The sequence below is a fragment of the Cognataquiflexum aquatile genome (genome assembly GCF_003316845.1).
Taxonomy (GTDB): domain Bacteria; phylum Bacteroidota; class Bacteroidia; order Cytophagales; family Cyclobacteriaceae; genus Cognataquiflexum; species Cognataquiflexum aquatile.
Genome location: NZ_QMIK01000001.1, coordinates 1,116,571 through 1,129,933 on the forward strand (window position 1 = coordinate 1,116,571; position 13,363 = coordinate 1,129,933).

The 13,363-nt window shown below is 35.0% G+C and carries 13 protein-coding genes; all 13 read right to left on the minus strand.

All coding sequences use genetic code 11. From position 1 onward, the window contains the following. Nucleotides 1-34: 34 nt before the first annotated feature. Complete coding sequence (locus DQW11_RS04595; RefSeq protein WP_113922794.1) at nucleotides 35-1,186, minus strand: glycosyltransferase; 1,152 nt, start codon at nucleotides 1,184-1,186, stop codon at nucleotides 35-37. Further along, nucleotides 1,176-2,276 (minus strand): glycosyltransferase, encoded by a 1,101-nt coding sequence (locus DQW11_RS04600; protein WP_113922795.1) that lies wholly within the window; start codon nucleotides 2,274-2,276, stop codon nucleotides 1,176-1,178. Before DQW11_RS04600 ends, DQW11_RS04595 begins: the two co-directional genes overlap by 11 nt. Then, a complete protein-coding gene (locus DQW11_RS04605; protein WP_113922796.1) occupies nucleotides 2,273-3,166 on the minus strand; it encodes a glycosyltransferase family 2 protein in 894 nt (297 codons plus the stop codon). The genes DQW11_RS04600 and DQW11_RS04605 overlap by 4 nt, the downstream gene beginning before the upstream one ends. Before the next feature lie 3 nt (nucleotides 3,167-3,169). Then, nucleotides 3,170-4,054 carry a glycosyltransferase gene (locus tag DQW11_RS04610; protein ID WP_113922797.1) on the minus strand — a complete coding sequence of 295 codons (885 nt, stop codon included), beginning with the start codon at nucleotides 4,052-4,054 and terminating at the stop codon, nucleotides 3,170-3,172. Further along, nucleotides 4,047-4,886, minus strand: a complete 840-nt coding sequence (locus DQW11_RS04615) for a glycosyltransferase (protein WP_113922798.1) — start codon at nucleotides 4,884-4,886, stop codon at nucleotides 4,047-4,049. Before DQW11_RS04615 ends, DQW11_RS04610 begins: the two co-directional genes overlap by 8 nt. After that, on the minus strand, nucleotides 4,886-6,139 hold the full coding sequence (locus DQW11_RS04620) for a glycosyltransferase family 4 protein (protein WP_157966032.1): 1,254 nt from the start codon (nucleotides 6,137-6,139) through the stop codon (nucleotides 4,886-4,888). Before DQW11_RS04620 ends, DQW11_RS04615 begins: the two co-directional genes overlap by 1 nt. 25 nt (nucleotides 6,140-6,164) lie before the next feature. Continuing rightward, on the minus strand, nucleotides 6,165-7,118 hold the full coding sequence (locus DQW11_RS04625; protein WP_113922800.1) for a glycosyltransferase: 954 nt from the start codon (nucleotides 7,116-7,118) through the stop codon (nucleotides 6,165-6,167). 109 nt (nucleotides 7,119-7,227) lie between these two features. Beyond that, complete coding sequence (locus tag DQW11_RS04630; protein WP_113922801.1) at nucleotides 7,228-8,340, minus strand: TDP-N-acetylfucosamine:lipid II N-acetylfucosaminyltransferase; 1,113 nt, start codon at nucleotides 8,338-8,340, stop codon at nucleotides 7,228-7,230. A gap of 85 nt (nucleotides 8,341-8,425) precedes the next feature. Beyond that, the gene (locus tag DQW11_RS04635) at nucleotides 8,426-9,178 is read right to left on the minus strand and encodes a glycosyltransferase domain-containing protein (RefSeq protein WP_113922802.1); all 753 of its coding nucleotides are present in this window, start codon (nucleotides 9,176-9,178) and stop codon (nucleotides 8,426-8,428) included. 2 nt (nucleotides 9,179-9,180) lie between these two features. Then, entirely contained in the window at nucleotides 9,181-10,974 is a 1,794-nt protein-coding gene (locus DQW11_RS04640; protein ID WP_113922803.1) for an ABC transporter ATP-binding protein, read from the minus strand. Continuing rightward, on the minus strand, nucleotides 10,974-11,627 hold the full coding sequence (locus tag DQW11_RS04645) for a methyltransferase domain-containing protein (RefSeq protein WP_113922804.1): 654 nt from the start codon (nucleotides 11,625-11,627) through the stop codon (nucleotides 10,974-10,976). The genes DQW11_RS04640 and DQW11_RS04645 overlap by 1 nt, the downstream gene beginning before the upstream one ends. A 34-nt stretch (nucleotides 11,628-11,661) precedes the next feature. Continuing rightward, nucleotides 11,662-12,282 carry an acetyltransferase gene (locus tag DQW11_RS04650; RefSeq protein WP_113922805.1) on the minus strand — a complete coding sequence of 207 codons (621 nt, stop codon included), beginning with the start codon at nucleotides 12,280-12,282 and terminating at the stop codon, nucleotides 11,662-11,664. A gap of 3 nt (nucleotides 12,283-12,285) precedes the next feature. Then, nucleotides 12,286-13,362 carry a DegT/DnrJ/EryC1/StrS family aminotransferase gene (locus DQW11_RS04655; protein WP_113922806.1) on the minus strand — a complete coding sequence of 359 codons (1,077 nt, stop codon included), beginning with the start codon at nucleotides 13,360-13,362 and terminating at the stop codon, nucleotides 12,286-12,288. Between the last annotated feature and the right edge of the window lies 1 nt (nucleotide 13,363).

Below are 13,363 nucleotides of genomic sequence, written 5' to 3' on the forward strand. Positions count from 1 at the left end.
TTTTCTGCTAAGGTAAGCCTACTTTAGAAATCTACTATTTTTCCAAATTGCTTTCCAACAAGTTATTGTACAATTTCTCAATTTGTTGGCAATATCTTTCTGAGGTATAATTAGCAACCGCCCTTTCGTAACCTGCACGTCCCATTTGAATCCTAAGTTTAGGATTATCAATTAAAAGTTGGAGCTTTTTTCCAATTTCAGGAGGCGAAAAAGGAGGTACCAAAAAACCGGTTTTGTTGTCAATAACCACATCTTTCAACCCTCCAACAGCTGTTGCAACAACCGGTAGGTAATGTAACATTGCTTCTGCTGCAACCAGACCAAACCCCTCATTGGCCGAAGGGAGGGAAAATATATCCATGATAGAATAAAAAGGAGAAGTATTTTCTTGATAACCAACAGGTATGAACTGTCCCTCTAATCCAAGTTCAGAAGCCTTTGATTTTAATATTTCCAAATCCGGTCCTTGACCAACCAATAGAAATTTTACTCTCGGATTCCTGATTTCTTTAATTGCTTCCAAAAGATCAGAAAATCTCTTTACGGGATCATAAACTCTTCCAACCGAACCAATTACAATATCTCCATTTTCTATTCCCAATTCTCTCCTTAATAGGTCACATTCCACATTATCCGTCAATAAAGGTAATGGCACACCATTATTAACCAACAAAACTTTTTCTTTTGGAATTCTTGCTTTTCCCTCCAAGAAATCAACAACAGATGGGGAAATCCCAATAACTTTAGTCGCTACTTTACTTAGTTGCCTTTGAAGCCAAATTGCTTTTTTGGACCTGTTTTGTGGATCAGAAGTTTCTTCCAAAATAACAATAGGAACTCTTCCTAAAAAGCCCCCCACAGCAGCCATACTCATCCCCTCAAATACAGCTCCATGAATGATTTGAGGCTTATAAGACCTGATAATAGATAGGACTATCCGATATTTATCCCACTCGAAGGGGCTTTTGAAAGCCCCAACATCATAAATACGAACCCCTTCTTGTTCCAATGCCAATTTGATCGGGCCTTTAGAGTTGGTACAAATTATCCTTAATTCAAATTTTTCTTTGTCAAGATACTGGGCAAACCCCAATCTCACTTTCTCCACGCCACCCGAAGAAATTGTTTCTATGCAATGCAGGACCCTAATTTTTGAAAGGCTATTTCTTTCCAAATCATTTGTCATTTATCAACCCAGTATACAGTTTGGTCAAGTTGCCTACATAGCTATTTAACGAAAAAAACTGTCCTCTTTTGACAGCATTTTCTTTCATTTTATTTCTTTCAATTGAATTCATTGATAAAGTGGTCTTCATCCTACTTTTCAAATCCCCCTTGTCACCCGGATCAATCAAAAAGCCGCTTTTACCATCCTCAATGATTTCGGAAGGTCCTCCAACTTTGGTGGCTATTGTAGGTAAACCCATCAGCATAGCTTCGACCAATGAAATTGAAAAACCTTCTGATAAAGAGGGCAAGACAAAGGCATCAGCTTGCTTGAGAAAAGGAAATACATCCTTTTGGAACCCAAAAAAATGGATATATTTTTCTATTTCAAGGATTTTGGATAGCTTCTCTAGATTATTTTGTTCAGGTCCGGATCCAATTATCCAAAGCATGATCTTGGTATTTTTGATTTCATTGATCAATTCACTGAATTCCCTTAGCAGCAAGGCAATGTTTTTAATGGGAACCAATCTACAAGTAACCACGAAAACAAATTTATCCTCTTTATTAAGTTCCGTAAAAGAAGGAATCTCTGAATATTCAGGTAAAGCTACGGGGTTATATATTACAATAGCTTTATAGGAAGGGATTTCCCCAAGGGAAATAAGTTGGTCCGCAACTGCCTTTGAAATACCAATGACAACATGTGAAGTTCTATAAGTCAAATTAAAAATCATTTTCCAAAGCTTTCCATGATTTGGAAAACCAATTTCCTCACCAATCCTGACAGGTATTCTTGCTATTTTGGCAGCCAACAACCCGTGAAAATTGGCTTCGCTTCCCGAGGTATGGACTACATCAGGTTTATGATTTTTCAAAAAATCAATGAGTCTAAAAAACAGACCTACATTGGGAATCCTGAAGTTTTCGCCTAAAATATGAATTTCAAAACCCAATCCCTCTAATTCCTTAGAGATTCTACCCCCTTTTCCCAAAACAACAATTTGTAATTGGATTTCGGGATGGTCTTTGAATCCAAGTGCTGTCAATTTGATTCTTTGTTCTACTCCTCCAAAATCCAAAGCCGGAATTATCCTGCAAACTTTCATAAAGGAATACCTTTCATAAGTTCATGCCTTAATCTTTTGTATTTATTGTGATTCCATATAGAATCAAGAAAAATATTGGCCGACGGAATAAACCTTCCCTCAAAAAACAATAATCCGGCATATTTAAATACCTTCTTTAATGCCATATTAAAAGGCTCATTAACATTGAGTAAAATGGTCATTTGATTGGTCTTAACCTCATGGGCTTTCCCGATTTTTGTTTTTTCACCCTTTCGCTGATCTCTATCGTGACGGATAAATGCACCTGAGATCAAAATGGCCTGAAATCCGAAAAAACGCAACCGCTGTTGGAAATTAATATCCTCACCATAATGGAAAAACGATTCTGAAAAAAGACCGATCTCTTTAATTATCGACGCATCTAATAGCCATGCCGCGGCATTCACCGAATAAATCGGATAAAAAGGTTTTGCCCTTTTTAAGGTCATGTCAGAAACAAATCCCGGGCAAAGGCCTTCTGTCAGACAACTTTGAAACCCAAAATCTAATCCTTCCCCTTTGCCATTGAGATGAACAGGCGAAACCAAACCTATTTTTGAACCGAAGCCAAAACCTGCAAGACAACGCGAAATCGTGTTTTCATCTAAATAGGCATCTTGGTTGAGTAAAAATATATATTCAGCCCCCTCTTCCATCGCTAATTTAGCACCCAAATTATTGGCCTTTCCAAAACCGAGGTTTGTTTTGCTTTGGATCAGGTGCATTTCAGGAAAAGCTTCAGAGATAAAAGCACAAGTTACATCCGTGGATCCATTATCAACAATAATGGTTTTTAATGGATAATGTGATGCCTTGATGGAAGACAAAGTTTTTGGCAACCATTTCATGCCATTATAGGTCACAATGACACAATAGATTCTTGCTACCATGGATTACCTTTTGGTTTCATGGCCTCGTATCAAAAAAAAATACTCCTTCCAAGCGCCTATAGTAATGGCCACACAAACCGCAAAAATCGCCCACGACTCTTTAGGTGGAACCGTAAAGAATTTTTTGGCGGAAAATTTCACCCTTCGAAAAGAGAAATTAATTAGATGTTTCAAAAATGGAAGTGGTTTATGTTCAAACTTCCTCTTGTATGTTCCTCCTAAAAGTCTACGATACTTGTAAACCAATTCATTTACATGGTACCTAGAAGGATGTCTCACAATGACTTCAGGAGCAAAAACAATTCTATACTTCTTTGATATCCTTCCTGAAAGGTCTGTATCCCCATTTGATTTTAACTGATGGTCAAAACCTCCAAACTCTTCCATGGTCTTTTTATAAGAAAACCAATTTCCAGCCCCACATGTACCCTCTGCAACATATGATTTAAAATCAAATCCTGTATATTTTTCATATATCTCAGCATAAGTTAATTTTTTGTCATTCAGAAAAAAAAGCGGTACGTCTCCAGCCAAAATTCCAAGGGAAAAATCCTTGTCTGCTTCAAAATATCTTTTAGCATTTAGAAGCCAATCTGGGTCGGGTATACAATCTGAGTCGGTCAAAGCTAAAATTTTTGCAGATGCAAGTTTTATCCCTAGATTCCTTGCAGCATAAGAACCGGGAGTTTTTTCATCGGACACTTTTAAGCTCAACTTTTTGAAATAAATAGCATCTATTTCTGCAGACTCATTTGGATCATTATTAACCACGATGACTTCAAACTCATCTGAATGAAGCGTTTGGGCAATCAATGCTTTTAAACATAGATTTAACCTAACGTTGTCTTTATAGGCCGGTATGATTACTGAAAAATAAAAACTATCCATTGGATTTGATTTTCTTTAAAATGAGCTTAGGGATTTTCTTTGATTGTCTTTTGAAATACTTAATTGAATAGGATATTTTTTCTGAAAGGGATGCTTTATTTATAAACTTAAAGCTGAAATCAGAAACCAATCCAGGTGGAAAAAAGAAAACGGGCAAACCTGCAAACTTTGTACTATCATTGACAGCATGCATATTCATACACCAAAGTCTTTTTTTGGATGTGATTTCAAGCCTCTTTTCTTCAAATAAAAAATCAGTATGAGATTGAAAACATACTGTTTTAATAGGAATATTACTCTCAATTTTTTCTATTAATGAAATAAAAGGATTCGATCGGTTTTTTGATTTTCCAAGTAACCCGGTTCTTAAATCATGTACTAAGCCGAAAGTGAAATTGATTGACAAATATTTCTGAAAATCAAATTTAGACTGGACCTCATCGATATATTCCCTATGGATTAGATCATCACTATCTATTCTACTTGTAATTATATATGGGCAATCTTTATCGATGAGATTTTTGATATCCTCTGGTGCATGTGTTGTGAGAGATTCAAATCCTCCATTTCTTAAAAGGATTTTAAAATTTTGGTTGCTAGAAATCTTAGTCTGAAGCTGATTAACAAAAAAATCAGGAGTCCGAAAATCCAGATAAATTAACCATGTAAAATTTTGGCAATTTTGATTGACTACTGAGGGGAAGCAAGTTTTAAAGAATAAATCAAACCGATAATTCAGCCATTTTTGTTCATCAATGTTTTTATTCAAAATTCTTTCTTTGTACCCAAGATTAATTCTTGTGATAAGAAAATGGTTAAACTTAAGATTCATTAATTCTCAATATTTATTCTGTATAATTGCTCTAAACTTTCTCCCAATTTCAAATGGGAATAATTGCTTTCTACAAACTCCCTACCTGCCTTGCCCATAACTTCCCTAAGTTGATCATCCTCAATCAATTTCTTTAAAGCTTTTACAAATTCTTTCACATCACCCTTAGGGACAACAAAACCTGTCTCGCCTTGTACCATTCCATATTTTATACCTCCAACATCAGAAACAACTACCGGAAGATTAATAGCTTGGGCTTCTTGAACCACAAGGCCCTGTGTTTCACACCTGCCTGTGTCAGGGTCATTAATTCCGGGAAAAAGAAATATATCAGCTTGGTTAAACTCCTGAATTATCTTCTCTTGCAAAAGGCCTTTCGTAAATCGGACCCGGTCTCCCAAGTTATATTTTTTGGTTAATTCGATCAAATCTGGATATTGTGGCCCATCTCCGATAATGGTCAGGGTGCCGTTAAACTGGTGTTCTTTAACCAGAACATGCATAATTTCAATTGCCAAGTTTGCTCCTTTCAAAGGAATTAACCTGCCACAAAACAAAATATTAATCGATTTCTTGGGAATATTTGGCTTTTTGGAAAACTTATCGAGATCAAGCCCTACAGGAAGATGGAATATTTTGTTATTATCTTGAAATCCAATGTCATTCAAAAGTTTTTTCCCATAAGGTGAGTTAACTGTTAATTGAGATGCAAATTGGAATAAATTTTTGTACCTATTCCTATTCAATTTTTCCTCATTTGGGCTTAAATCAAAACCATGAAAAGACACTATTAAGGGAATATTTTTTAATACACCGATTTTTTTATAAAAGGACATCCATAATCCCGATGTTCCAAAATGGGCATGGATGATATCCTGTTCTTTTAATCTACCTAGAAAAATAAAGTTGTAAGCTACATAAAGTGAAAGACCGTGTTTTCCAAGCTTGAAAAAATTAAGGCACTTCAATATTTCGATAAAATAGGACCAATTAAAATTGGTAGCCAATGACTTCAAGATGATATAAAGTCTTTTCGTGAATTTTCTTGGTATCGGAGGTATAAAAATTGTGCTTTCTAAAAGTCGGTACTCCAGGATCTGTGGATGAACGCGATCCAAATTCCCTTTTGACCGGGAATAAATGGTGACCTCATGCCCCCGGTCAATTAAAAAGGTGATTTGGTTTATGATAAATGTTTCCGACAAAGTCGGGAATTCATTCACCACAATAGCAATTTTGAAATTCTCTTTCACTATTTAATTCAAGAAAGTCATCTTTTTAATCAACAGGTAAATTATTCCTTTTCGACCTTAAAGGGCTTAATAAGTACTTAAAACTTTTTGTTAAAAAATAATTGCTCAATTTTGGATTTACAATGATAAGTTCTACAATACCTTTAAACTCTGCTGTAAAATTTTTTATTTTATTTTTCTTCCAATAATAAGAAAGTAATCCAAATCTCCTGTTTAATAAGGGTCGACTTAGTAAAGGGTTTTTGTTAAAATGATTGTAAATAAAATTATATGTCTTGAATGCCTCTTTCAGACTTTTTTCATAATTAATTGATGACCAAACACCTCCATTATGAACGCGATAGGATGTCCCTGATATTTCTTTTTCATAATAAAAACTACCTTTTTCAGCTAAAAGAAGAAATAAAAATGTATCTCCATTTAAAACAGAAGAAAAATCTTTGGGGAAATTTCGGATGCAGTTTCTAAAAACCACCGTTTGTGTTGGAACTGTAAATACTCCTTGAGCCAAATCACTAAAATTCAGATCTCTTTTAATTGAAGTTGGCAAACTGCTCTTCCGTAATAGTTCACCTTTAGTATTCACAACCGATCTGTCATGAAAACTCAAAACATACTTACTATTGTTCTCCAAAAAATCAACTTGTCGCTGTAATTTATCCGGGTCTGTCCAATAATCATCACCTTCACAAATAGCAATATATTTGCCTGAACATTGCTTCAAGGTCCATTCAAAATTTGGAATTGCTCCCATATTTATCGAATGCTTGTGGTAGACAATTTCTATTGATCCGTTTGATTTGTTCAAATATTTTTGAACAACCTCTTCAGTTCGATCTGGTGAAGCATCATCGGAAATAATAAGCTCTACTTTAAAATTGGTTTCTTGAATCAATACACCTTCAATAGCCGTCGCCAAAAATTCGGAATGCTTATAGGTAATCATACAAACGCTTAACGTAATTGAACTTTGATCCATTTAATAAAAATTATAATAAATAATGATATAAACCATTTATTGTAAAAAGTCGATTAATAATTAAAAATTACTTAACAAGCTTCACTTAATCAAAAAAATACTGATGAATCTAATTACCTAAAGATTGTAACATTGTTCTGGTTTTTTTGAACATAGTTTCACGACCCCATATTTTTACCAACTTATTTCTTATAAACTCAACATTTAATTCAGGTAATTCTCCATTTTTGACATCTTCGATACAAAAGATTGGTATATTTTGATTTTTAAAATACATGTAAACTGGATTCCTCCGATCAAGAATTACATAAGCTCCTAAATACAACATTAATACAATGTTACCCATTGCCAATTGCCTCAAACTATTTACAAATACATATTTACATGAAAGTAAATTATTAACATATTCAGAATACTCTAAAAAACCATTTATGGGAATAAATCGATTGCCATATAAATCTGAACCTAAGTTAATTACCTTTTCCTTATTATTTCTATCCCCGTAATTTAAAGGGCAAATAATATTATCAAATTTAATTTTGAAATCTTTGATGTCATCAAAACCGTCCAAATGGTTGTTTAGTGGATTGGCACTATTTCCAAATAGTAAGTTATTTCCAAGTATTATGGAATTTTCAAAACCCTTAATAATATCATCCTCAATTGTCAAATAATTCCAATCCAAAAAGGAGATGGGATGGTTAGGGAAATAATTTGATACAAACTCAAATTCGTTCTCTAATACTGGCGCAAAAAAATTTATATTATTCATAACTAAATCATCATCTACTTTTTTATTCAAAAAAGGCAATAACCTATTTCTGATTATTTCTAAATCTGAATTTTCAAATTCGACTAACAATTTATTTGTTTTTTCCTTAAAAAGTCTTCCATCGTAATATTTAGAATAGTCAAATCCCCATCCAATCCATATTACAGGTACACTTTTTCTATTTTTTATAATAAAGTATTTTAAAAATTCACTATTCAAACCATGAATGATAATTGATTTATACTTCCACTTCAAAAACGGCCAAAAATAATAAAGATATGTTGGCTTTAAGAAACGGACTTTTGCAGATTTTATATAAAATAGTTTGCTCTTTTTTCCAAAGATTATAAAATCATTATAACCAGGTTCTACTTCTTCAAACACTCTGTAAGCAGAATCAAAAAACTTTTCATCTCTGACAATATGTAAATTTTTTTTCTTAGAACACATTATGGAGCTATTTTGGCATATCTAGAAAAAATTTATTTTCCATATTCTTATGGTGAGCTGATTATTCTTATAAATAAGAACATTATTATTTAAGTAATAGAATAAAATTTATCAGTATAATTGAAAGCTTTTTTTTAGCTTTATCAATAAGTTTTATTTTTTTTGGACTTTTTAAGTAATGTTCCCTTATGTGTTCATGGAAAAGTGAATATTTATTTGATTTTCTATTTCCTTCTAAAAGGCCGATTTGAATTTTTTCTTTCCAGATTAGGTAAGGCAAAGACAACTGGTCTCTTCTTGAAAATTTCTCAACTTCTTTCCACCATTTCATTAAAAAAGAAGAGTTTTTTAAGTTCTTCTTATTTATAACTAAAATGGAATTTTCATTTAATCCATTTCTCTTTGGCATTCCAAAAACACTGTAAACTATAACCTGCTTCAAAATTTCCCTGTTCAAATCTTTATTTCTTTTTATACAAATTTTAGCTTCCTCATAAAAACAATTTCTATGGGGATGTTCAAAACTTGATAAGAAGTTGTAGTTTGAAGATTTGACTAAGTCCAAAATTTTCGAATGATCCATTTGAAGATTTCCATCATGGTATACTAAATATTCAAAATCTGGCAAATACGTATATCCTAAAATTTTATAATGCTTTGAGGTTTTTGAGAAATCTTTTCCAATTGGTAAAGCTTTAATGACATTATAGATTGAGCTTTTTAACTCATTTTGATCTGTAAAACAGAAATATTCAATTCCAGAGTTTAATGAAAAATTTATCGGATCATTTAGGATGTCTTTACTCCCAAAGATGGATGTATAAACAGCAATTTTCACAACTAAAACTCCTGTGCCTCCACCATTCTTTTAAAACTCTCGGAACTGGAAGCCAATCCTTCAAAATTATCCATCTGCAAAATTTCCCCTTTATTCAATAGGATTATTTTATCAGCATGCTTTACAGTTGAAAGCCTGTGTGCAATCATAATGATAGTTATCTTACCTTTCAGGAATTCCATATTTTGTTTGATCAGCTGTTCGGTTTCTGAATCCAAAGCAGAAGTGGCTTCATCCATCATTAAAAAGTCAACCTCCTTATACAATTCTCTGGCAATGGAGAACCTTTGTTTTTGTCCCCCTGACACCATAATCCCATTATTCCCCAATCGGGTATTTTCCACATTTGGCAATCCTTTTACAAAATCCACAATGGAGGCCTGTTCCAAAGCTTTCCAAAATTTTCGTTGATTGGCTTCGTTTGGTTCAGCCCAAAAAGTCACATTGTTAAAAACCGTGTCGTCAAAAATAACCGGGTCTTGGGTGATATAGCCGATTTTCTTTTGGTAGGTGGTTCTGTCAAGATCAACAATTGACTTCCCATCAATTGTGATAATTCCACGATCAGGCAATACCAAACCTGAAAGAAGATTCATCAAGGTAGTTTTGCCTGAACCGCTCTCCCCTACCAAGGCAACAGTTTGGTTTTTTTTGATAGAGAAGGAAATATCATTCAAAATCACCGCTTCCCGATAATGAAACCCAACTCCTTTTAAAACAATTTCATTTTCAAAACCCTTGAAAACTTCCTGCCCATTATTTTCTTTGCCGGATTCCAATTCTATCAAAAACTCCTGCATATTTTCCAATGAACCGTGATTGGCCAAAAATGCATTCCAGTAATTCTGTAAATTCATCAGGTAAGTCAATGCACGATAAAAAAACAAGAGACTCAATAATATCAAATTGATACTTCCCCCAAATACATTGATTTCCAAAATAATGACACCCACCACTACCATAATCACCAAAGGCTCTCTAACCCCATTAATAAAAGAACTCAGGATACCAATCCTTTTGAGATAACCCTCTATTTCTAAAACCTTTTCTTTAAGCTTACCGCTGAAGTCTTTCAATTGACCTGTGGCCTTTAGGTATTTAAAAAAAGCAACCTTTTGGATAAGCAAACCCTGAAATTCGTGGTTACTGTCTGTTAGTTCTCTGGAAATAGACTTTGTTTTTTTAAATATCCAAGAATATAACAAATTACTCAAACTACCTCCAAGAATTACCAATAGCGTAAACTGCGGATTGACAGTAAAAGCCAAACCGGTGTACACCATCACCATAATAAATCCTTGCATTGCAAAAAAATACCCGTTGTAGGCTCCCAATACCTTGTTGACTTCACCGGAAACCGTATTTTGGATTCGCCCGGAATCAGCCATGACAAAAGATTTGTAATTATAATCTGTCAAAAGGTCAATTTGGGAAAACCTGATTTTCTGTATAAAATAACGTTGGAGAATTACCTTATAATACCCTTCAATAAACTTCACGATCCCTTTTAAGATAAAAAATACCAGCATTACCAACAATACGGAGGTGATGGTCAATGAAATATCCAAAGCATCTAATCCATCCAATAAAAAACTTAAATTACCTAGGGCCTCTGAAGATTTTTCTCCACCCCCCATCATTTCCAATAAGGGTAGAAACATCGCCAAGCCCAATCCGTCCAAAACGGCAACCCCGATACTCAACCCAAAAGAAATAAATATTCTAAAACCTAAAATGGAATAGAAATATAAAAAGTACTTAAAGGATTGTTTAAACTGTTTTTTTAAAAATTCCATTATAAGTTTTGAATCCTTTGATAAATATAAAAGTCGGAAAAAGAAGTATTGTCTGTTCCATCAAAAGGATACCTATTCTTAATCGTATTGATCAATTTGAAATCCTTAGCATTCTTCTCAGTCCAGTCAGTAAACTTGCGATGCTTAACATGTGGAGAATGATTTTTTGGATTTTGATTGGTATTGGAAGAATATATGATGACAAAATTTAAAGAAGAATCAAATAATCGAGTCATATACTCATGGAAAATCCTATCCTCAACCAAATGGAAAATCACATCTAAAGACAAGGTCAAATCCGCTTTTTCATTTGCATAGTCATCTGTCAATTTGAATTCTTTTGTTTGATCCCCATGAAAAATTGATTTACAAATCCCTAAGGCTGTGGTAGAAACATCAAATCCGGTATATTTTAGGTAATTCATCAATTTTAATTGGTTACCATCACCACATCCAAATTCAATAACTGAATTGATATTCTCCTTATCAATAAAACCGTTAATTACATCTGCTTTAAATTCTGCCAAATGATTATAAGAACCGGGACCTGAATTGCCTCCCTTTTGGTATCTTTTTTTCCAATATTCATTCGAGTTTTTAAATAAAAACATTTTACTTATCCACCTTTTAATTCGATTTAATTTTTTATTCATTGTTATTTTCTTTTGGTGAGTGAATCAGTTTCAATTAATTTTTATTTTTTATTATTCTGCCCGGAACACCTACCATGGTGACATTGTCCGGGACATCTTTGGTAATTACAGACCCTGCCCCGATAATGACAAGGTTTCCGATCTTGATTTTAGGTAGGATGGTGGCATTGGCCCCTATCCTGGTTTGGTTCCCTATTTTGGCAGCTCCCAGAATAACCGCCCTTGGACTGATTTCACAAAACTCCCCGACCTGCACCTCGTGGTGTACCTGCGCACCGGTATTGACCAAGGTACCTTTTCCGACTAGTACTTGAGACCCTATAAAGCAATGGTTGAAAATATCCGCCCCTTCAAATTGCGCAAAAGGGCTGATCGTATTTTGGAATCCCAAGAGGTTGACCATGCTTCCTCCTGCCCTGATAAACTTTTCATAAAACAGCACCCTATACCTTGGATTGCCTACCGCCAGGATAAACCTTGGGTCTTTGGCAAAATGGCTTTCAACCCTGTTGAATTCCCTGATGATGGCATACTTCTGAAGTACCATTTGCTCAGTAGTGATATCATCAAAAAATTCTAATAGATCCGGAAGAGCTTTTTGGGCAAGGATATCAAAACATTCTAAGGCATGTCCGCCTGCGCCTGCTACCAACATATCTTAATTATTTTGGACACGGAGCAAAATCCTGGCAATCATTTTCTGTTCCTCTTTGCTAAGGCCATGATACAAGGGAAGACACAACACCCTACTGCTGATACTGTCAGACACAGGCGTCTCACCCGAGGTATAATCCAAGTGATTCAATCCCGGGAAGAAATACCTCCTTGCCCCGATCTCATGATCTGAAAGCATTGCCATGCTTTTCTCTAGCTGAACTTCATTTTCAAAAATGATGGGGAAATAGGCATAGTTATAGGATTCGATACCTGCTATATCCAAAAACTTCACCTTCATTCCTTTGAGGATGTCAAGGTAATGGTGAAACTGAAACTTCCTAGCGGCAAGGATCTCAGACAGATAGTCAAGGTTTACCAATCCCATGGCAGCATGGAATTCAGAGTTTTTTCCGTTGATGCCGACACCATTGAATTTTAAAAAACCATCATGACCAAAGTTCCTGAGGTAGGACATCCGCTTGAGCAACTCAGGATCCTTGGTGAATACACCTCCCCCTTCTATGCTATGGAATACTTTGGTGGCATGAAAACTGCAGGTACTGATGTCTCCATATTCAAAAATGGAGCGTCCTTTGATTTTCACCCCAAAAGCATGTGCCCCATCATAGATCACTTTGAGGTGGTGCTTTTTTGCGATTTTCTCAATGGCTTCCACATCACAGGGAGTTCCGTACACATGGGTAGCCAAGATCGCAGAGGTCAATGGGGTGATGGCTTCCTCTATTTTGGAAGGATCAATATTCAGCGTCTTGGGATCAATGTCTACAAACACAGGCGTACAGCCTTCCCAAACAATGCTACTCGTAGTGGCGACATAGGAGAAAGGTGTGGTGATGATTTCACCGGTTAAGCCAAGAGCTTTGATAGCGATCTGAATGGCGATCGTGCCATTATTGGTGAAAAGCAGGTGATTTACATCCAGGTGGCTCTTCAGCTTAAGCTCCAGTTCATTGACCAACGGACCGTTGTTGGTGAGCCAATTACGCTCCCAAATTCCGTCCAGGTAGCGGTTGTATTCCTCCTTAGGAGGCAGAAAAGGTTTGGTTACAGGTATCAAA

Coding starts and splice junctions, on each gene's coding strand:
- DQW11_RS04595 (WP_113922794.1), bottom strand. CDS start 1,186: ATGACAAATGATTTGGAAAGAAATAGCCTTTCAAAAATTAGGGTCCTG.
- DQW11_RS04600 (WP_113922795.1), bottom strand. CDS start 2,276: ATGAAAGTTTGCAGGATAATTCCGGCTTTGGATTTTGGAGGAGTAGAA.
- DQW11_RS04605 (WP_113922796.1), bottom strand. CDS start 3,166: ATGGTAGCAAGAATCTATTGTGTCATTGTGACCTATAATGGCATGAAA.
- DQW11_RS04610 (WP_113922797.1), bottom strand. CDS start 4,054: ATGGATAGTTTTTATTTTTCAGTAATCATACCGGCCTATAAAGACAAC.
- DQW11_RS04615 (WP_113922798.1), bottom strand. CDS start 4,886: ATGAATCTTAAGTTTAACCATTTTCTTATCACAAGAATTAATCTTGGG.
- DQW11_RS04625 (WP_113922800.1), bottom strand. CDS start 7,118: ATGGATCAAAGTTCAATTACGTTAAGCGTTTGTATGATTACCTATAAG.
- DQW11_RS04630 (WP_113922801.1), bottom strand. CDS start 8,340: ATGTGTTCTAAGAAAAAAAATTTACATATTGTCAGAGATGAAAAGTTT.
- DQW11_RS04640 (WP_113922803.1), bottom strand. CDS start 10,974: ATGGAATTTTTAAAAAAACAGTTTAAACAATCCTTTAAGTACTTTTTA.
- DQW11_RS04645 (WP_113922804.1), bottom strand. CDS start 11,627: ATGAATAAAAAATTAAATCGAATTAAAAGGTGGATAAGTAAAATGTTT.
- DQW11_RS04650 (WP_113922805.1), bottom strand. CDS start 12,282: ATGTTGGTAGCAGGCGCAGGCGGACATGCCTTAGAATGTTTTGATATC.